Here is a 17,630-nt window from a genome sequence, read left to right on the forward strand (position 1 = left end):
TTGGCGACCAACGGCCAGAACGGACAATCGAACGGCGCGACAGGCGCCCCCAAACAAAACGGCAAAGCCTATCCGATCATCGACCATGCCTTCGACGTGGTCGTCATCGGTGCGGGCGGCGCGGGTCTCAGAGCCGCACTCGGCGCCTCCCAGGCCGGCCTCAAGACCGCCTGCATCAGCAAGGTCTTCCCGACCCGCTCGCACACGGTGGCCGCCCAGGGCGGCATCTCGGCCGCCCTCGGCAATATGGGCGAGGACGACTGGCGCTGGCACATGTACGACACCGTCAAGGGGTCGGACTGGCTCGGCGACCAGGACGCCATCGAATATCTCTGCCGCAACGCGCCGAAAGCCGTCTACGAGCTCGAACATTGGGGCGTGCCCTTCTCGCGCACCGAAGAGGGCAAGATCTATCAGCGTCCCTTCGGCGGCATGACCACCCGCTTCGGCGAAGGCACCGCGCAGCGCACCTGCGCCGCCGCGGACCGCACCGGCCACGCCATGCTGCACACCATGTACGGCCAGGCGCTGAAGCATTCGGCGGAATTCTACATCGAATATTTCGCCATCGACCTGATCATGGACGAGGGCCAGTGCCGCGGCGTCATCGCGCTCTGCCTGGAAGACGGCTCCATTCACCGCTTCCGCGCCCATAAGACGATTCTGGCGACCGGCGGTTACGGCCGCGCCTATTTCTCCTGCACCTCGGCGCATATCTGCACCGGCGACGGCAACGGCATGGTGCTGCGCGCCGGCCTGCCGCTCCAGGACATGGAATTCGTGCAGTTCCACCCGACCGGCATCTACGGCGCCGGCTGCCTCATCACCGAGGGCTCGCGCGGCGAGGGCGGCTATCTGACGAACTCCGAAGGCGAGCGCTTCATGGAGCGTTATGCCCCGTCCGCGAAGGATCTCGCCTCCCGCGACGTCGTTTCGCGCGCCATGACCATCGAGATCCGCGAAGGCCGCGGCGTCGGCAAGGAAAAGGACCATATCGAGCTGCATCTTGAGCATCTCGATCCGGCCGTCCTGCACGAGCGCCTGCCGGGCATCTCGGAAACCGCAAAAATCTTCGCCGGCGTCGACGTCACCAAGGAGCCGATCCCGGTCCTGCCGACCGTCCATTACAATATGGGCGGCGTGCCGACGAACTATCACGGTGAAGTGCTGACCAAGGTCGGCGGCGATCCCGATACCGTCGTTCCGGGCCTGATGGCCGTCGGCGAGGCCGCCTGCGTCTCCGTTCACGGCGCCAACCGCCTCGGCTCCAACTCGCTCATCGACCTCGTCGTCTTCGGCCGCGCCGTCGGCGATCGCTGCGCCGAAACGGTGACCCCCGGCGAGCGCCATCCGGATCTTCCGGCGGGCTCCGACGATTTCGCGCTCTCCCGTCTCGACCGCGCCCGCTACGCCAAGGGCGGCACGCCGACGGCGGCGCTGCGCGACCGCATGCAGAAGGTGATGCAGTCGAACTGCGCCGTCTTCCGCGACGGCCCGGTACTCGAGGAAGGCCGCAAGCTGATCGACGAAGTCTGGCGCGGCGCCGAAGACATCGGCGTCACCGACCGCTCCCTCATCTGGAACAGCGATCTCGTCGAGACGATGGAATTCCAGAACCTCATCACCCAGGCGGTGGTGACGATGGAAGCGGCCGCCAACCGGCACGAAAGCCGCGGCGCCCATGCGCGCGAGGATTTCCCGGAGCGCGACGACCAGAACTGGATGAAGCACAGCCTCGCCTTCATCGACGAGGCCGCCCACACGGTGCGCCTCGAAGATCGGCCGGTGCACACCTACACCATGTCGAACGACGTGCCCTATATCGAGCCGAAGAAGCGCGTCTACTGACGCCGCCCGACATCAAAGTTCGCGAAAGGGGCGCTCCGGCGCCCCTTTTTTTGTAACCGGGTTCCAAACTGGACCGGCAGAACTGCGATCGCACGCCGGCGTGCAATTCGCAGCAGCACACCTTTTTGAGCGCAACAAAAAAGCCCCGCCGAAGCGGGGCTTTTTATCTGAGACCTTGGCAGACTTGAAGTCGTCCTCGCCAAGGCCTGCCGCCTCTCGGTGGTCTTGCAATCCGCGAAGCGGTAAATTCTCTGTATACTCTTGTACGCCTGAACCGTCATCTCCTTGATGGGCAGCGTAACTTGATATTTCGCTCTTTAGTCAGCAGGATCTTCCGACCATGCGGCATGAGTTCAAAAAGAGCGACGTGCACGATCTCGTCCAGGATATCCTCGCAAGCGAAGTCGCCGATCTCAGGGTCGCCCAAATCAATGTGCGGGCGGCGAGCAGTTGCGACGGCGACGACCTCATCCGCATCGATGTGATCTTCGACGGACATGCCGAGGACGTCGACGCACGTAAGCTGGTAGGCCTCACACGCCACATCCTTCCCAGGCTGCGCGCGCTCGACGAAACGGGCTTTCCGCTGTTTTCGTTCATCGCGCTCAACGAGGCGACGGGCTTGATGGGCGACGCCGCGTGATTCCCGCGGCCGCCGCTCAGCCGCTCACCGAGGCGCGAGCCGGATCGCCCCATCGAGGCGGATCGATTCGCCGTTCATATAATCGTTCTCGCAGATGAACTTCACGACATGCGCATATTCGTGCGCCTGGCCGAGACGCTTCGGAAACGGCACGCCGGCGGCGAGGCTCTCGCGCACTTTCTCCGGCATGCCGGAGACCATCGGCGTCTCGAACACGCCGGGCTGAATGGCGCAGACGCGAATGCCGTATTCGGTGAGATCGCGCGCGACCGGCAGCGTCATGCCGAGAACGCCGCCCTTGGAGGCGGCATAGGCCGCCTGGCCGATCTGCCCGTCCGTCGCCGCCACCGAAGAGGTCATGACGATGACGCCCCGGCAGCCGTCCGCCGTGATCGGCTGCAACTGCGACATCTCCGGAACCGATTGCGCGATCATCTGGTAGGTGCCGATGAGGTTGACCTCCACCACCTTGCGGAACGAGGCCATGTCGTGCGCCTTGAGCTCGCCCGTCTTGCGGTCGGTGCCAAGCGTCTTGCGCCCGAGCGCGATGCCGGCGCAATTCACCAGGATGCGCTCCACGCCATGCGCCTTGCGCGCTGCCTCGAAGCCCGCCGCGACGCTTGCGGCATCGGTCACGTCGACCGGCACGAACGTTCCGGCGATGTCGCCCGCCGTCATCCGGCCGCGCTCCTCGTTCATGTCGAAGATCGTCACCCGCACGCCCTGATGGGCGAGCATGCGCGCCGTCGCCTCGCCGAGACCTGAAGCCCCACCGGTCACGATCGCTGCGATATCGGAATTGAGCTGCATTCTGTCCTCCCCTTTAAACCCGCCGGGCGGGCTCTTCTCCCTCGCTCAGCCTCCTCTTAGCCAAGCCCCGCGTCTTGCGAAAGGACCACTCGCGCCCCAATTGAACACGATCAGATGGGAGCGCCAGATGGCACGTACGGTACCTGATATCGAGATTCTCGGCCCGGAGGATGCGGCCGACAAGGAAGCGGAAATCAAGCGCCGGTTCTGGCCGACGGTCAGGAAGGCGCTGCGCACGATTCCCTTCATGCACGAAGTGGTGTCGGCCTATTACGCCATGCTCGATCCGCGCACGCCGACACGCGCCAAGCTGACGGTGGTCGCAGCCCTCGCTTATTTCGTCTCCCCCTTCGACCTCGTGCCGGATTTCATCGTCGGCCTTGGTTTTCTCGACGACGCCTCGGTTCTGGCTGCCGCACTCGCCGCCGTCTCCTCCTCCATTCGCGAGGAACATCGCACGGCCGCAACGACGGCACTTGAGGAAGAAGTGGGCGCCGGAGCCTGAGGAAACGCCCCCTCCGTCAAAATCTGGCCGTTTTTTCCCAAACAACACTCCCGGCATCGAGCCGGTCGAACGGATGCCGGCAGGCTTCGCCTGTGGCCTACGCTCGGTTCATGATTTAGTAACCACGATGACGCATCTCTAGAGCGACCATCACGACCGACGCCTCGCCGATGCGGCGCGGCTTCGTAGAAACCATCGATTGCGGGACAGGCATGCTAAGGATATTTCTGACGAGCCTCTTTTTGATCGTCGCGACCGCAGCCTTCGCTCAGACGCCGAATTCGCTGGGTCAGTTCAACGATTGGACGGCCTGGAGCTATCCGGGCGACAAGGGCACCGTCTGCTTCATCCACTCAACTCCGAAGAAGGAGATGCCGTCGAATCTCAATCACGGCAAAGTCGCCTTCTTCGTGCGCACAAGTCCGGCTGAAAACATCGGCCATGAGGCGAATTTCGTTGTCGGCTACGCCTTTGAGGACAAGTCGACGGTGACCGTCGACATCGACGGCAAGAAGTTCACGATGTTCACCAAGGGCGACAGCGCCTGGCTTCTGAACGAGGCCGAGGAGCCGCAGCTCTATGCGGCGATGAAGAGCGGGCGCCAGATGACGGTGACCGGGACATCGCGCCGCGGCAACGAGACGAGCTATCAATTCTCCCTTTCCGGGGTGACGGCGGCGAGCAACAAGGTCGCTTCCGAATGTAAATAACGGCCACAAGCCGAGATTTTCGAAGCGGACCGTCCTGCGGGCGGTCCGTTTTCGTTTGCATGAGCCTGTGCTAAGACCCACCTTCGACACCGCCATGAACGATATGAGCCTTGCCACACCCGCGGCTGCGCCGCGCTTCGACGCGTCTGCACAGCCGCTTTCCACGGATGTTTCCGCCGTCCGCCGCTCCCTCGTCGGCCTGAGCCGCGAGGAGCTCGCCGATGCGCTGGGCGAGATTGGCGTGCCGGAACGTCAGCGCCGCATGCGCGTCAACCAGCTCTGGCACTGGCTCTATTTGCGCGGCGCCACCTCCTTCGATGCCATGACCAATATGGGCAAGGAGCTGCGCGCCGCACTCGACGACAAATTCGCCATTGCCCGCCCGGAAATCGTCTCCGAGCAGATTTCCGTCGACGGCACGCGCAAATGGCTGATGCGCTTTCCCGCGCAAGGCGCCGATCGTCCCGGCCCGACGGCGGGCCGCCCGGTCGATGTGGAAACCGTCTATATCCCCGAAGAAGGCCGCGGCACGCTCTGCGTGTCGAGCCAGGTCGGCTGCACCTTGAACTGCACCTTCTGCCACACCGGCACGCAGAAGCTCGTGCGCAACCTGACCCCCGGCGAAATCGTCTCGCAGATCCTGGTGGCGCGCGAGCGCATCGGCGATTTTCCCGATCTTGCGACGCCGCAGGGCGCGATCGTGCCGACGGAAGGCCGCCTCGTCTCCAACATCGTCATGATGGGCATGGGCGAGCCGCTCTACAATTTCGAGAATGTCCGCGACGCGCTTCTGATCGCCTCCGACGGCGAGGGCCTCTCCCTGTCGAAGCGGCGCATCACGCTGTCGACCTCGGGCGTCGTTCCGGGCATTTTCCGCACCGGCGAGGAAATCGGCTGCATGCTGGCGATTTCGCTCCACGCCGTGCGCGACGATCTTCGCGACGAGATCGTGCCGATCAACCGCAAATGGCCGATCGCCGAGCTTCTCGATGCGTGCCGCGCCTATCCGGGCCTGTCGAACGCCCGCCGCATCACCTTCGAATACGTGATGCTCGAGGGCATCAACGATTCGCTCGCCGAGGCGAAGGAGCTCGTGCGGCTCCTCAAAGGCATCCCGGCGAAAATCAATCTCATCCCGTTCAATCCCTGGCCCGGCAGCCCCTATCAATGCTCCGACTGGGACCAGATCGAGCGTTTCGCAGAGGTGGTGAACCGCGCCGGCTACGCCTCGCCGATCCGCACGCCGCGCGGACGTGACATCTTCGCCGCCTGCGGCCAGCTGAAGAGCGCCAGCGAGCGTCTGAAGAAGCGTGAGCGCGAAACAGCGCCGGCGCTCGCAGCGGAAGGCTGAGCGCCACCGGCATGGCCCGGGTCTGGCGGATCATCCTCCTCATACCGCTCGCTTTCATCGCCGCCTGCTGGGCGGCGGCGGCGGTCCTCTATTTCTCCGTCCCGCCGGAGCTTCATCCCGGTGAGGCGCTTCAGGATTACGCCTTCAAGGCGGCACTCATTTCCTTCTTCGCCGCCTTCGTCGTCGGCGCCGTCGCCGGCATCCCGGCCTTCCTGATGATCCTGTTTGCCGAAAGCTTCGGCTGGCGCTCGCTCATCCTGCATCTCGTCTTCGGCGCGGTGGTCGGCTCGGCCGCGACCATCCTCGGCATTGCCGGCCCGCCGGCGTCCGAATTCTCCGACATCGCGATCTTCGCCGCCGCGGGCACGGTCGGCGCCTTCGTCTATTGGCTTCTCGCCGGGCGCCACGCCGGGGGCTAGGCTGGGGGGCTAGGCCGGGGACGATCCGCGGCAAATCCTCGCTTTTCCGCCAAATTGCCCGCGATTATCGCTTGCGCCTCGGGCGCACGGCACTACCTTTCGCCCGCATTCACCGGAGGTTTTCATGCGCCCGCTCACCGGCCTTCGCGTCGCTCTCATCGGCTTCGTGGCCATCTTTCTCGCCTCATGCGGCGTCAACACCATCCCGACCTACGAAGAACAGGCGAAGGCCGCCTGGAGCCAGGTCGAGAACCAGTATCAGCGCCGTGCCGATCTCGTCCCGAACCTCGTGGAGACCGTGAAGGGCTTTGCCCGTCAGGAAAAAGACGTCCTGACCTCCGTCGTGGAGGCCCGCTCCAAGGCGACGCAGACCAATCTCAACGTCGATCCGACGGATCCGGAAGCCATGCGCCGCTATCAGGAAGCGCAGGGCGAGCTCGGCGCCGCCCTCGGCCGGCTTCTCGCCATCACCGAGAATTATCCCGATCTCAAATCCAACCAGAATTTTCTGGCGCTGCAATCGCAGCTCGAAGGCACGGAAAACCGCATCGCGGTGGCGCGTCGCGACTACATCGAGGCCGTCCGCAAATACAACACCGAGCTCAAGACGTTTCCGGGCCGGCTCTGGGCGATGACGCTTTATTCCGGCTATGAGCCGATGGCGAATTTCGAGACCGCACCTGAAAACGCCAACGCCCCGCAGGTCGATTTCGGCGGCAGCAATGCGCCGGGGGTGAATTTCAATGCCCCCGCCAACGAGACCGCCCCGGCCAACGAGAACCAGCCGGCCAACGAACCCGCCACCGGCACCGGCAATTGATCTGAGACGAGAGACGTTTTGCGCGCCCTTTTTGCTGCTGTTCTGATCCTCGTCGCGCCGGCCTTCATCGCGCCGGCCGCCGCCCAGGATTTCCCGAAACTTACCGGCCGCGTCGTCGATGCGGCCGATCTCCTCTCGCCCACCGAAGAGGCGGAGCTCGTCGCCCTTTCCGACGATCTGGAAAAGAAAACCTCCGACCAGCTCGTCATCGCCACCGTCCCCTCTCTCGACGGGCGCTCCATCGAGCAATATGGCGTCGATCTCGGCCGCGCCTGGCAGATCGGGCAGAAGGACAAGGACAACGGCGTCCTTCTCCTCGTCGCCCCCAACGAGCGCCAGGTGAGGATCGAGGTCGGCTACGGGCTTGAGCCCACCCTCACCGACGCGATCTCCAAACTCATCATCGAAGGCTCGATCATCCCCCGCTTCAAGGCGGGCGATTTCCCAGGCGGCATCAAGCGCGGCGTCGAAGACATCGTCGCCGTCCTCGGCGGCGACCGCGAAGCCTGGGTCAAGCGCGCCAAGGAACGCGTGCCGGAGGGCGACATCGGCCCCACCATCTTCACGATGATCTTCCTGGCCGTCTTCTTCATCATCATGTTCTCCGGCCTCTTCGGCCCGCGCGGAAAGGGCCGCCGCCGCACCGGCGGCTTTGTCGGGGGCCTCAACAATTATGGCGGCGGCTTCGGTGGCGGCGGCGGCGGTGGATTTTCCGGTGGCGGCGGCTCCTTCGGCGGCGGCGGCTCGTCGGGCAGCTGGTAGGAGACGGACATGGCCATTCTCGACCCCACCGAACACGCCCGCATCGCCGAAGCGATCCGGTCGGCCGAAAGCGGCACCTCCGGCGAGATTTTCGCCGTCGCAGCAGAAACCAGCGACAGCTATCGCTTCATCCCGCTTCTGTGGGCCGCACTTGCCACGCTCTTTGCGGGCATTGCCGTCGCCTTCCTCTACCCGCTCGCCGAAGCCTGGCTCACGGCGCCTGCGCCCGGCAATGAATGGCTCGCGCAATCGCACGACCTCTGGGGCGACGGCCTCGATGCCCGCGTCGTGGCAGCCGGCGAGATCGTGCTCCTGATCCTTCTCGGGCTCCTCGCCTCGCTGCCGTCGCTCCGGCCCCTCCTGGTGCCGGAATTCGTCCGCCGCCAGCGCGCCGAGCGTCATGCCATGCAGCAATTCATGGCCCACAATCTCCACGGAACCGTCGGCCGCACCGGCATCCTGATCTTCGTGTCGCTGGCGGAGCGCTATGCGGCGATCATCGCCGATCAGGGCATCGACGCCCATGTCGACCAGAGCGTCTGGGACGAGATCGTGGCCGAGCTCATCGAGGACAGCCGCAAGGGTGCCCTGGCCGACGGTCTGGTGAAGGCAGTCACCGCCTGCGGAAAAATCCTCGAGGAGCATATTCCGGCGGGCCAGGAAAACCCGAACGAATTGCCCGACAAGCTCGTCGAAGTCTAAGCACGACGCCAGAGATCGGGGCGGCCGGCCCACGCCGCCGCCCCATCGCACACCCGCGCTGAAACGTCTTCAATCCGCCTTGAGCGACAGCTTTCCGCACCATCCGTCCCGGTGGCCGCCGGCATAGGCCCGCACCAGCCCCTCCTGCAGCAGCAGGGCGCCGAGATCGCGGCCCTTCGCATCGCGCACATCGGCGACGACACGCCCGCCATATTTGTCGCCCTCCACCTCGCTCAAGGTGACGGCGGGATCGGCGACGAGCGCGGCGAGCGCATCCGTCGCCGCCAGCGCCTGCAGCTTTTCCGCCAGGCAACGCGCACGCAGCTCCGGCGCGTCGATGCCACGCAGCCGCACCAGCACCCGCACCTCCTGGTCGAGCCAGATCGTCGCCCGCACCGCCAGCGTATCGCCGTCGACGACCCGCTCCACCACCGCCCGGTAGAGCCCCGGCAGCTCGGAACCCGCCGCAGCCGGCAGGGCCGGCACAGCGAAGGCGAGAAGAGACAGAGCGAATCGATATAGGAACATGTTCCTATAATAGTGGATGCCGGTTAATTGACAATGTGAAAACAGCCGGCTCGGTCGCCTTTCGGTCAGACGATCGATTTCGATCGGATCATTGCAGGCACGGCAAAGCCTCGAGGGGTCTCAGTGCACGGACGCAGTTATTCAAGCATTGGAAGTGACAAGGCAGACTTTCGCCGTCACAGTCCTTTTTCAGAATAAGCGACAGGCCGTCACCTCTTCTTAGGAGCGGCAAAATTTTATAAATTCGGGCATGTATGTATTTATAGACGAATCGGGCGACCCAGGGTTTAAGCTTGAACGGGGCTCGACACCGATATTCGTCACATCAATGGTTGTGTTTCAGGACTCTTCTGACGCGCAAGAGACGGCCCTTCATATTGCAGCACTACGAAGTCAGCTGAGGATCCAGCCTGAATTCAAGTTCAACAAGTGCAGCGGGTCGGTACGAGACGCATTCTTTGACGGTCTTGCTAAGCATGAATTTTCGGTCCGGGCAGTGGTTGTACAGAAGCATCTCATACACTCTGAGGCCCTTCGGACTGTCAAAGAGAGCTTTTACAAGTTCTTCGTTAGAATGATGATGCAAAACGACGGCGGCGTCCTGAGAGACGCCAAAGTCGTGATCGATGGATCCGGCGACCGGCTGTTCAAGAAACAATTGCGGGCTTACCTGAGACAACACATCGAAACAGGTTCTGTCCGAAAATGGGACCTGAAGGACTCGACCCGGGACCCCTTGATACAACTTGCCGATATGACAGCCGGCGCGATCGCGCGCTCCTACCGACAAGATCGCAAAGAAGCCAGCCGGTGGCGCGACATGCTCCACGACAATGGTCAGCTGCAGAACGTATGGGAATTCAGGTGAAATCGCGCTCCTGCGTCCTATCCAATCCCTTGAGACTGGCACGCACACCATCCGGCGACAGTTCGGATCGCAGGAGCGACTTGGCACCATCTAAGATATACAGTCGATCTGGATAGTCCAGAAATTCTTGATCGAGATGATGCATGAAACCCGGGGGAGCGACGTAGAGATGCCTCCCCTATCAACCTCATTATGCCTGCTCGCCTGTCGCGGCTTTGAAGCCAGCAAACGCGCCGGCCCGCCTTCCCCCTGATCAATTCGCCTTGATCAGCCGTCAAAAATCGATCAGCCCGTCAAAAATCGATCGCGCGGCCTTTGCGTTCCCAATCGCCGAAGCGCACCGGCTCTGGGCCCTCCCCGCCATTGAACTCTTTTGCCCGCGCCGCCTCCGCGGCCGCGCGCGCCTCGGCCTCTTGTCTGCGGCGCTCTTCCGCTTCGGCGAGCGCCCGTTTGGCGGCCTCCGGGAGCTCGCGCCGCGGCGTTGCCGCCGTTTCGGCCTGAATGTCCTCCTCGGAGGATTTCTTCGACGCCTCGTTCATCGTCGTCTCCGTCATCATCGCCTCGTTACTGAGCGATATCTAGCAATCCCGGCCGGTCATTTCGACCGACCGGGAGGGCTTCGGAGATCTTTTCGGTGAGGCGACGTGCCGTCCCTTATGCGGCGCGCACATCCTCAAGGAATTCGCGCACCATGGCCCGCAGCGAGCCGGCATGCAGGTTGAGCTCCTCGGCCGCCGACAGCACCTGGCCCGAGGCGGAGCCCGTCTCGCCCGCCGCCTGCGTCACGCCGACGATGGTGCTCGACACCTCCTGGGTGCCGGATGCCGCCTCGTGAACGTTGCGGGCGATCTCCTGGGTGGCGACATTCTGCTCTTCCACCGATCCGGCGATCGCGACGGTAACCTCGCTCACCTCCTGAATGGCGGCGACGATATTCTCGATCGCCTCCACGGCGCTGCCGGTCCCGGCCTGCACGTCGCCGATCTGCCGGCTGATATCCTCCGTGGCTTTCGCCGTCTGGGTGGCAAGGCTTTTCACCTCGGCGGCGACGACCGCAAAGCCCTTGCCGGATTCGCCGGCTCTCGCCGCCTCGATCGTCGCATTGAGCGCCAGCAGGTTGGTCTGGTTGGCGATATCGGCGATCAGGTGCACGACCTCGTCGATCTTCTTCACCGAGGCGGCAAGCCCCTGCACCACGCCGCGGCTCTGCTCGGCACTGTCGCTCACCGTCTTCGCCATATCCGTCGATTGCTGCACCTGACGGGCAATTTCCTGGACGGATGACGACAATTCCTCGGCCGCGGCCGAGACGGTCTGCACATTCGTCGAGGCCTGTTCGGAAGCAGCAGCAACGGTGGTCGCCTGGCTGCTCGTTTCCTCGGCGATCGCCGACATGTTCTGCGCGGTGAGCTTGAGTGTCGTGGCGGAGGCCCCGACCGTTTCGAGAATTCCCGAAACCGCCTCGTCGAAGCGGGCATTGAGCCCCTCGATCCGGCTCGCCCGCTTTTCGCGCAATTCCCGCTCGCGGGCCTGCGCGGCGGCAAGTTCTTCCGCCTTGATCATGCTCGCCTTGAAATCGGAAAGGGCACGGTTGATGTCACCGATCTCGTCGCCACGGTCGGTATCGACGATCGGCGTATCGAGATGCCCGTCCTGAAGCGCGCGGATCGTGCCGACGCTGCGCGCCAGCGGCCGGCGGATCATGCGATGCGTCAGAAGCGCAAGCACCGCCCCAAGCAGCACCACCAGCGCCAATCCTCCGATCACGAGCCATTGCGACAGCTGGTGCGCCGGGCGCATGATCACGGCCTCCGGCACGGAGACGATGACCGCCCAATTGCGCCCGAAATCCTGGATCGGGGTCGGCACGATGACGTGAAGGATACCGGCCTCGTCACGCACGAGCTGACGGGTTCCCTCACTCAGCGCTTTGTCGATCCCGGCCGCCAGCTCCGGCGCCGTGTCGCTGACGGGCTTGCCGAGATTTTCCGCTTCGTCCGTCGCCGTCCACAACCCGCCATGCGACACGAGGCGCACATGGCCGACATCATAAGGATGGATCGCGGCAAATTCCTTCGACAGGCCCGAAAGTTCGATGTCGACACCCGCCACGCCGACCGTCTTCCCGGCGACGTCGAGCGGAAACGCGGCCGAAGCCAGCATGATGTCCTTGCCGTCGATCGTGTAGATCGTCGGGTCCGTCATGAAGGCGCGGCCGCTCTGGAAAGGCTCCTGATACCACGGCAGATCGGTGTTTCCCGCGCTCGTTGCCTGCAAGCCGGAACCGTAATTGTAGTAATAGGGTGCAAAGCGGCCGGTTTCGGTCTGCGTCTTGACGTCGGCCTGGCCGGCCAGCTCTGCGTCGCGTCCGTCGAAGAGGTTCGGCTCAAACACGAGCCAGGCTCCCGCGAGAGCAGCATCCCGCTCCATCAACTGCTCCAGGAGCCGCGTTGCGCCGGAGCGTTCACGATACCCCGTCTTCATCAACGCCTCGACCGAACTGTCGAGGGTCTTGGCGGTCTGCATCATTCCGCCGAGCCGGCTGCGCACATTCTGCGCTTGCGCCTGCCCGGTCTCTTCCAGCCGCTGTGTCGCCAGGTCGTTGACCGAATTCGTGACGAAAGTAGAGATCGTAGCGATGGCGACGATCAAAAGAAATGCGATGAGGCCTACGCTGGCCAACGCGAGACGTAATCCGACAGAACGAACTTTGGACATATAGCCCTCTCAAAACGCGGCAGGGATCTACTGAGATACTAAGCGGAACTTCGAACAGACCCGCTTCCAGCTCCTCGCCGGAGACCTGCTCCACCCTGCCAATTCCCCCAAACCCAGCCTTTCGGCGGATCACCTTTGGAAAAGCTATCTGGTGCCGGGCTTGCGTAACGTTGCATCAGAGTTCTTCCGGAAGGGAATCCGAAGCATCACCGAGCCTTTTCAGGCGTGCCTCGAATGCTGCAAAATTGCGCAGAAGCACCAACAAACCGGCCCTCTGGAGACCAGGGATGACTGTACGATGACGGCTTAAGAAGCTGAGTCGACGCGGGTTTCTCCGCCTTAATGGAGTTGCGGATTGAAGCCGGCTCATCGACACCCAAAATATGCAGACACGCCATTTGTGGGTTGGAGCAAAAAAGACGATGAACATGATGAAGACGGCCATGTTGCTGGCCGCCCTGACTGCCCTTTTCATGGGCGTCGGCTATCTCGTCGGCGGTTCCGGAGGTGCCTTCATCGCCTTTCTCTTCGCCGCCGGCATGAACCTCTTTTCCTATTGGAACGCCGACAAGCTGGTCCTCAAAATGCACAATGCGCATGAGGTCGACGAACGTTCGGCGCCCGATTTCGTCGGCATGATCCGTCAGCTTGCCGAGCGCGCCGATCTGCCCATGCCGAAAGTCTATCTCATCGACAGCGACCAGCCGAACGCCTTCGCCACCGGACGCAATCCGGAAAATGCGGCGGTCGCCGCGACGACCGGCCTGTTGCAGCAGCTCAGCCATGAAGAGGTGGCAGGCGTCATGGCGCATGAACTCGCGCATGTGAAGAACCGCGACACCTTGACGATGACGATCACGGCGACGCTCGCCGGTGCCATTTCCATGCTTGGCAATTTCGCGCTCTTCTTCGGCGGCTCGCGCGACAACAATTCGCCTTTCGGCTTTGCCGGCGTGCTCCTCGCCGCGCTGACGGCGCCCTTCGCCGCAATGCTCGTGCAGATGGCGATTTCGCGCACGCGCGAATATTCCGCCGACCGCGATGGGGCGGCGATCGCCGGCAATCCGCTCTGGCTCGCCTCCGCACTCGGCAAGATCGCCGGCTCGGCCAAACGCCGCCCGATGATGAGCGCGGAGCAAAATCCCGCCTCCGCGCATCTCTTCATCATCAACCCCCTGTCGGGTGCGCGCATGGACAACCTCTTCTCCACGCACCCGTCCACGGAAAACCGCATCGCCGCGTTGCAGGAGATGGCATCAGGCGACGGCGGGCCGGCCATTCCGCGCCAATCTTCCCGCCCCGCAATGGAGCCGGGGCCAGCCGCGCGTGGCCCTTCCGGCCCCTGGGGTTCCGCCGGCACGAGCCGCCCGAGCTCCGGCACGGTGCCGCAGACCGGTCGCAGACGCCGTGGCCCCTGGGGCTGAGGTTTCTGGAACTCAGCTGCGCGCTGAAGCCGCGTGCGTGCTGACGCGGCGCGGAGACAAACGCGAGAACAGATAGCTGGGCTCGCCTTCACCACCATCTTTTGACCATTCCTGCATGCGACAGGCAGAGGGAAGATTTCAACGGCGCCACCCGGGGGTGGCGCCGTCGCTTTGCGGCGTCCCTGCCGCAGAGCTGCGATGCGGCGATGGCCAAGTGCTGGTCGCGCGGTTAGGAAGACAGAATGACGACAAAGAATCGGCGAGCCGCTCATGAGCGCTGACGAGGGCGCGCGTCGCGATATCCGCGAACCGCACGACACGCAGGAAAGCCGCGCCGCATCCGGAGCACGGCCGCATCGCTCTGGCGCTGGCAAAGGCGCAAGCAAGAGCAGCGGCAAGACGGGCGCCAAGGCAAGTGGAAGGGGCACGGCGCAGCCGGGCCCGCCAGGCCTTGCCGCGCGCGATGCCGCGACCGCCATCCTCCTCAAAGTGGTGCGCGACGGCTCTCCGCTCGGTCCTCTTCTGGAGGCCGGCGGCGCACCGGGCTTTCGTGCCTTGTCGGCGCAGGACAAGGGGCTGGTGCGCGCGATCCTCGATGCGGCGCTGCGCCACCGCGGCGCCATCGAGGATGCCATCCGAAAGCGCCTGGAACGCCCTCTCGACGAGAAGGCCCACCGCCTCTCCGCCCTCCTGCATCTTGGTGCCACGCAAATCCTTTATCTCGACGTTCCCGACCATGCGGCGATCAATCTCGCCGTGACGGCGGCCGGCCGCGACCGGCGCACCGCCAAGACCAAGGGGCTCGTCAATTCCGTGCTGCGGCGCATCGCCCGCGAGCGGGGCGAGATCCTGGCCTCTGCGGCTTCAGGGAACGGCGCGCCCGACTGGATGATCGCGCGCTGGGAGAAAAACTGGGGTCCGGAGCGCACCGCCGCGATCCTCGCCGCCCATGCCGACGCGCCACCGCTCGATCTGACGGCGAAATCAGATCCCGCCGCCCTTGCGGAACGTTTGTCGGGCGATCTTCTGCCGAATGGCAGCATCCGTCTCGATCGTCTTCACACCGTCTCCAAACTTCCCGGCTACGACAGCGGGGATTGGTGGGTGCAGGATGCCGCCGCCTCTATCCCCGCCCGTCTCCTCGGGGATATCTCGGGCAAGCGCGTCGCCGACCTCTGTGCCGCACCCGGCGGCAAGACAGCGCAGCTTGCAGCCGCCGGCGCGCTCGTGACGGCCGTCGAGAAATCCGCCTCGCGCATGCGCCGGCTCAAGGGCAACCTCGAAAGATTGCGTCTCTCGGCGGAATTCGCCGAGGCCGACGTTCTTTCCTTCCAGCCCGCGGAATCCTTCGATTTTATCCTTCTCGACGCACCTTGCTCGGCGACCGGCACCATTCGCAGGCATCCGGATCTACCCTGGACGAAGCGCGAAGACGACATCGTGACGCTGCGCGAACTGCAGCAAAAGATGCTGGCGCAGGCCGCTAACTGGCTGAAACCAGGCGGGATTCTCGTTTACGCCACCTGCTCGCTCGAGCCCGAGGAGGGCGAGGAGCAGGCCCACATCTTCACCAAGAGCCACGACATGTTCGAGCCGATGCCGCTCAAGACCGCGGAATTCCCCGAGCTTCAGGACTTTTCCACGCCTGAGGGTTTCTTCCGCTCGCTGCCTGGAATGGCATTTGGTGGCGATCTTCGCGGCGTCGACGGCTTCTTCGCCGCCCGCTGGCGGCGGCTCAATTGAGCGAAAAAGCAGTGGGCGCGCGGTTTCCGGGCCTCCCGCCTCGCTTGCCAAGAATCGCAAACCCCGTTACGCGCCAATAATATGGCACCCCTGGCCTCGAGCGACCGATGGAGGCTGACGCTCTCACGCGCCGAACGCGTGAGCCGCCGTCTCCGCTTGGGCACGCTCATCGGAACACCCGCTTTCATTGGTGGCGGCGGCAGATCACAGCTTTTGATTGCCCCACCCGACCTCCGAACCGCCGATCCGACGATCGCGGAAGAGGTCTATTCGGGTCGATTTTCCTTTGCAGGACAATGGGTTGAAACGAAGGGAAAATCACCCTTCGAAATGATCCCGCCAAGCTCCGACTGGGCCGAAGAGCTGCATGGCTTCGGCTGGCTGCGTCATCTGAAGGCGGCCGCGACGCCCGTTGCCCGCTCCAATGCGCAGGTCATCGTGCACGATTGGATGAGCGCCGAAAGGCGTCACCATGCCGTCGCATGGGAACCGCCGGTGGCAGCACGGCGCACCATGTCGCTGTTGTCGCAATCGGCGTTGGTGCTCGAAGGTGCCGACCACGATTTCTACCGCCTTTACGTGCGTTCCATGCTGCGCCACGCGCATTTCCTGCGCAGATCCTTCTATGCCGCCGAGCCTGGCCTGCCGCGCCTGCAAGTGGCGATTGCGCTTGCCATGGCCGGGCTGTGCCTGTCGCGCCAGGAGCGTCTCGCCAAGCGTGGGCTGGAGCGTGTAAGTCACGAGATTGGCGTGCAATTCCTGCCCGATGGCGGCCATATCTCCCGCTCGCCTGCGGCGATTCTGGAAGCGCTTCTCGACCTTCTGCCCCTGCGTCAGACGGTGGTCGCGCGCGGCCAGCACCCGCCGGAAGCGATCCTGGGCGCGATCGACCGCGCCATGCCGATGCTGCGCTTCTTCCGCCATGCCGACGGCGCCTTCGCCCAGTTCAACGGTGCCTCCGCAGGCGGCCGCGATCAACTCTCCACTGTGCTCGCTTATGACGAGGCGCTCGGCAAACCGGTCGCCTCCGCCCCCTATTCGGCCTTCGAACGTCTGGAAGCCGGAGAGGCAGCCTTGATCGTCGATGCCGGCCCGCCGCCACCGCTCGCCTTCAGCGCCGAAGCGCATGCCGGCACTCTCGCCTTCGAATTCTCCCATAACGGCCAGCGCCTTATCATCAATTGCGGAGCACCCCGCGCCCGCTATGAAGCCCTGAGGCGCGCCGCTCGGCTGACCGCGGCGCATTCCACCGCAACGCTCGCCGATACGTCCTCGAGCCGATTGGAAGCCGAAGGCGAACGCGTCCTCCTCGTCAGTGGACCGAAGCGTGTCGAGAGAAACCGCCGCCAGGAGAAAGACGGCACGATTTTGCTCGAACTATCCCATGACGGCTACGCAAAGACGCTGGGTTTCGTGCACAGGCGCCAGCTCGTCCTCTCCGGCAACGGTCTCGCGTTGGAAGGACGTGACCTCTTCGAAGGCAACGGTTCGGAGCGAACCCCCTTCGACATCCGCTTTCATCTGGAGCCGAGCGTCGGGGTCGAAGTGCCCGAAGACACTGACATGCCGCCGCATATCGATCTTGTTCTCTCCGATGGGGCAGTCTGGCGCTTCACGGCCGACCAACCTCTGGCTCTTGAAGAAAGCACGATTTTTTCTCTTTCCAGAGGATCCGGCCGCAGCCTGCAGATTGTGGTGAGCGGCGAGCTCGGCGATGCACACGCTGTCGCCTGGAGACTTGCGCGCCTCGCCTGAGGGATTAAGACCGGACGTTCTTCC

At 64.0% G+C, this 17,630-nt stretch carries 16 protein-coding genes and 1 pseudogene; 13 read left to right on the forward strand and 4 right to left on the reverse strand.

What is annotated here, in order from left to right; genetic code table 11:
- Positions 1 to 1,848, forward strand: a complete 1,848-nt coding sequence (sdhA, locus tag NYQ83_RS14935; RefSeq protein ID WP_409977009.1) for a succinate dehydrogenase flavoprotein subunit — start codon at positions 1 to 3, stop codon at positions 1,846 to 1,848.
- Between the two features lie 340 nt (positions 1,849 to 2,188).
- Complete coding sequence (locus NYQ83_RS14940; RefSeq protein WP_261215615.1) at positions 2,189 to 2,491, forward strand: hypothetical protein; 303 nt, start codon at positions 2,189 to 2,191, stop codon at positions 2,489 to 2,491.
- A 24-nt stretch (positions 2,492 to 2,515) separates the two neighbouring features.
- Here the strand turns inward: NYQ83_RS14940 and NYQ83_RS14945 are convergent, their stop codons facing one another.
- Entirely contained in the window at positions 2,516 to 3,301 is a 786-nt protein-coding gene (locus tag NYQ83_RS14945; protein WP_092813117.1) for an SDR family NAD(P)-dependent oxidoreductase, read from the reverse strand.
- Positions 3,302 to 3,428: 127 nt separating this feature from the next.
- On the opposite strand from NYQ83_RS14945, the gene NYQ83_RS14950 reads away from it, so the two are divergent.
- The 7 genes and pseudogenes from NYQ83_RS14950 (at position 3,429) to NYQ83_RS14980 (ending at position 8,570) form a co-directional block, all read left to right on the forward strand.
- Complete coding sequence (locus tag NYQ83_RS14950; protein ID WP_261215617.1) at positions 3,429 to 3,806, forward strand: YkvA family protein; 378 nt, start codon at positions 3,429 to 3,431, stop codon at positions 3,804 to 3,806.
- Between the two features lie 212 nt (positions 3,807 to 4,018).
- Positions 4,019 to 4,516, forward strand: coding sequence for an invasion associated locus B family protein (locus NYQ83_RS14955; protein WP_261215618.1), 498 nt, complete (start codon positions 4,019 to 4,021; stop codon positions 4,514 to 4,516).
- A gap of 103 nt (positions 4,517 to 4,619) precedes the next feature.
- On the forward strand, positions 4,620 to 5,867 hold the full coding sequence (rlmN, locus tag NYQ83_RS14960) for a 23S rRNA (adenine(2503)-C(2))-methyltransferase RlmN (RefSeq protein WP_261216201.1): 1,248 nt from the start codon (positions 4,620 to 4,622) through the stop codon (positions 5,865 to 5,867).
- Positions 5,868 to 5,878: 11 nt separating this feature from the next.
- Positions 5,879 to 6,286, forward strand: a complete 408-nt coding sequence (locus NYQ83_RS14965) for a hypothetical protein (protein WP_234630163.1) — start codon at positions 5,879 to 5,881, stop codon at positions 6,284 to 6,286.
- 124 nt (positions 6,287 to 6,410) lie between these two features.
- A pseudogene (locus tag NYQ83_RS14970) lies at positions 6,411 to 6,998 on the forward strand (LemA family protein); the annotation flags it as partial.
- Positions 6,999 to 7,124: 126 nt separating this feature from the next.
- On the forward strand, positions 7,125 to 7,868 hold the full coding sequence (locus NYQ83_RS14975) for a TPM domain-containing protein (protein ID WP_261215621.1): 744 nt from the start codon (positions 7,125 to 7,127) through the stop codon (positions 7,866 to 7,868).
- 9 nt (positions 7,869 to 7,877) lie between these two features.
- Positions 7,878 to 8,570: a TPM domain-containing protein gene (locus NYQ83_RS14980; protein ID WP_261215622.1), complete on the forward strand. Its 693-nt coding sequence runs from the start codon at positions 7,878 to 7,880 to the stop codon at positions 8,568 to 8,570.
- 69 nt (positions 8,571 to 8,639) lie between these two features.
- Here the strand turns inward: NYQ83_RS14980 and NYQ83_RS14985 are convergent, their stop codons facing one another.
- Positions 8,640 to 9,098 (reverse strand): thermonuclease family protein, encoded by a 459-nt coding sequence (locus NYQ83_RS14985; protein ID WP_261215624.1) that lies wholly within the window; start codon positions 9,096 to 9,098, stop codon positions 8,640 to 8,642.
- A gap of 250 nt (positions 9,099 to 9,348) precedes the next feature.
- Between NYQ83_RS14985 and NYQ83_RS14990 the strand changes: the two genes are divergently transcribed.
- A complete protein-coding gene (locus NYQ83_RS14990; protein ID WP_261215625.1) occupies positions 9,349 to 9,966 on the forward strand; it encodes a DUF3800 domain-containing protein in 618 nt (205 codons plus the stop codon).
- 293 nt (positions 9,967 to 10,259) lie between these two features.
- Here NYQ83_RS14990 and NYQ83_RS14995 read toward each other — a convergent pair whose 3' ends face one another.
- Both NYQ83_RS14995 and NYQ83_RS15000 read right to left on the reverse strand, forming a co-directional pair.
- Complete coding sequence (locus tag NYQ83_RS14995; RefSeq protein ID WP_409977010.1) at positions 10,260 to 10,520, reverse strand: DUF1674 domain-containing protein; 261 nt, start codon at positions 10,518 to 10,520, stop codon at positions 10,260 to 10,262.
- Between the two features lie 100 nt (positions 10,521 to 10,620).
- Positions 10,621 to 12,684 carry a methyl-accepting chemotaxis protein gene (locus NYQ83_RS15000; RefSeq protein WP_261215627.1) on the reverse strand — a complete coding sequence of 688 codons (2,064 nt, stop codon included), beginning with the start codon at positions 12,682 to 12,684 and terminating at the stop codon, positions 10,621 to 10,623.
- 422 nt (positions 12,685 to 13,106) lie between these two features.
- On the opposite strand from NYQ83_RS15000, the gene htpX reads away from it, so the two are divergent.
- The 3 genes from htpX to NYQ83_RS15015 all read left to right on the forward strand — a co-directional run bounded on the left by htpX (position 13,107) and on the right by NYQ83_RS15015 (position 17,606).
- Positions 13,107 to 14,108, forward strand: coding sequence for a zinc metalloprotease HtpX (gene htpX / locus NYQ83_RS15005; RefSeq protein WP_261215629.1), 1,002 nt, complete (start codon positions 13,107 to 13,109; stop codon positions 14,106 to 14,108).
- Between the two features lie 270 nt (positions 14,109 to 14,378).
- Positions 14,379 to 15,851 carry an RsmB/NOP family class I SAM-dependent RNA methyltransferase gene (locus NYQ83_RS15010; RefSeq protein ID WP_261215630.1) on the forward strand — a complete coding sequence of 491 codons (1,473 nt, stop codon included), beginning with the start codon at positions 14,379 to 14,381 and terminating at the stop codon, positions 15,849 to 15,851.
- 330 nt (positions 15,852 to 16,181) lie between these two features.
- A complete protein-coding gene (locus tag NYQ83_RS15015; protein ID WP_261215631.1) occupies positions 16,182 to 17,606 on the forward strand; it encodes a heparinase II/III family protein in 1,425 nt (474 codons plus the stop codon).
- Positions 17,607 to 17,630 lie beyond the last annotated feature (24 nt).

This window comes from Afifella sp. JA880 (genome assembly GCF_025379905.1).
Classification (GTDB): domain Bacteria; phylum Pseudomonadota; class Alphaproteobacteria; order Rhizobiales; family Afifellaceae; genus Afifella; species Afifella aestuarii.

Excerpts from the sequence above, each read along its gene's own strand:
- NYQ83_RS14940 (WP_261215615.1), top strand. The coding sequence starts at position 2,189 with ATGCGGCATGAGTTCAAAAAGAGCGACGTGCACGATCTCGTCCAGGAT.
- NYQ83_RS14945 (WP_092813117.1), bottom strand. The coding sequence starts at position 3,301 with ATGCAGCTCAATTCCGATATCGCAGCGATCGTGACCGGTGGGGCTTCA.
- NYQ83_RS14950 (WP_261215617.1), top strand. The coding sequence starts at position 3,429 with ATGGCACGTACGGTACCTGATATCGAGATTCTCGGCCCGGAGGATGCG.
- NYQ83_RS14955 (WP_261215618.1), top strand. The coding sequence starts at position 4,019 with ATGCTAAGGATATTTCTGACGAGCCTCTTTTTGATCGTCGCGACCGCA.
- rlmN (WP_261216201.1), top strand. The coding sequence starts at position 4,620 with ATGAGCCTTGCCACACCCGCGGCTGCGCCGCGCTTCGACGCGTCTGCA.
- NYQ83_RS14965 (WP_234630163.1), top strand. The coding sequence starts at position 5,879 with ATGGCCCGGGTCTGGCGGATCATCCTCCTCATACCGCTCGCTTTCATC.
- NYQ83_RS14980 (WP_261215622.1), top strand. The coding sequence starts at position 7,878 with ATGGCCATTCTCGACCCCACCGAACACGCCCGCATCGCCGAAGCGATC.
- NYQ83_RS14985 (WP_261215624.1), bottom strand. The coding sequence starts at position 9,098 with ATGTTCCTATATCGATTCGCTCTGTCTCTTCTCGCCTTCGCTGTGCCG.
- NYQ83_RS14990 (WP_261215625.1), top strand. The coding sequence starts at position 9,349 with ATGTATGTATTTATAGACGAATCGGGCGACCCAGGGTTTAAGCTTGAA.
- NYQ83_RS14995 (WP_409977010.1), bottom strand. The coding sequence starts at position 10,520 with ATGACGGAGACGACGATGAACGAGGCGTCGAAGAAATCCTCCGAGGAG.
- NYQ83_RS15000 (WP_261215627.1), bottom strand. The coding sequence starts at position 12,684 with ATGTCCAAAGTTCGTTCTGTCGGATTACGTCTCGCGTTGGCCAGCGTA.
- htpX (WP_261215629.1), top strand. The coding sequence starts at position 13,107 with ATGAACATGATGAAGACGGCCATGTTGCTGGCCGCCCTGACTGCCCTT.
- NYQ83_RS15010 (WP_261215630.1), top strand. The coding sequence starts at position 14,379 with ATGAGCGCTGACGAGGGCGCGCGTCGCGATATCCGCGAACCGCACGAC.
- NYQ83_RS15015 (WP_261215631.1), top strand. The coding sequence starts at position 16,182 with ATGATCCCGCCAAGCTCCGACTGGGCCGAAGAGCTGCATGGCTTCGGC.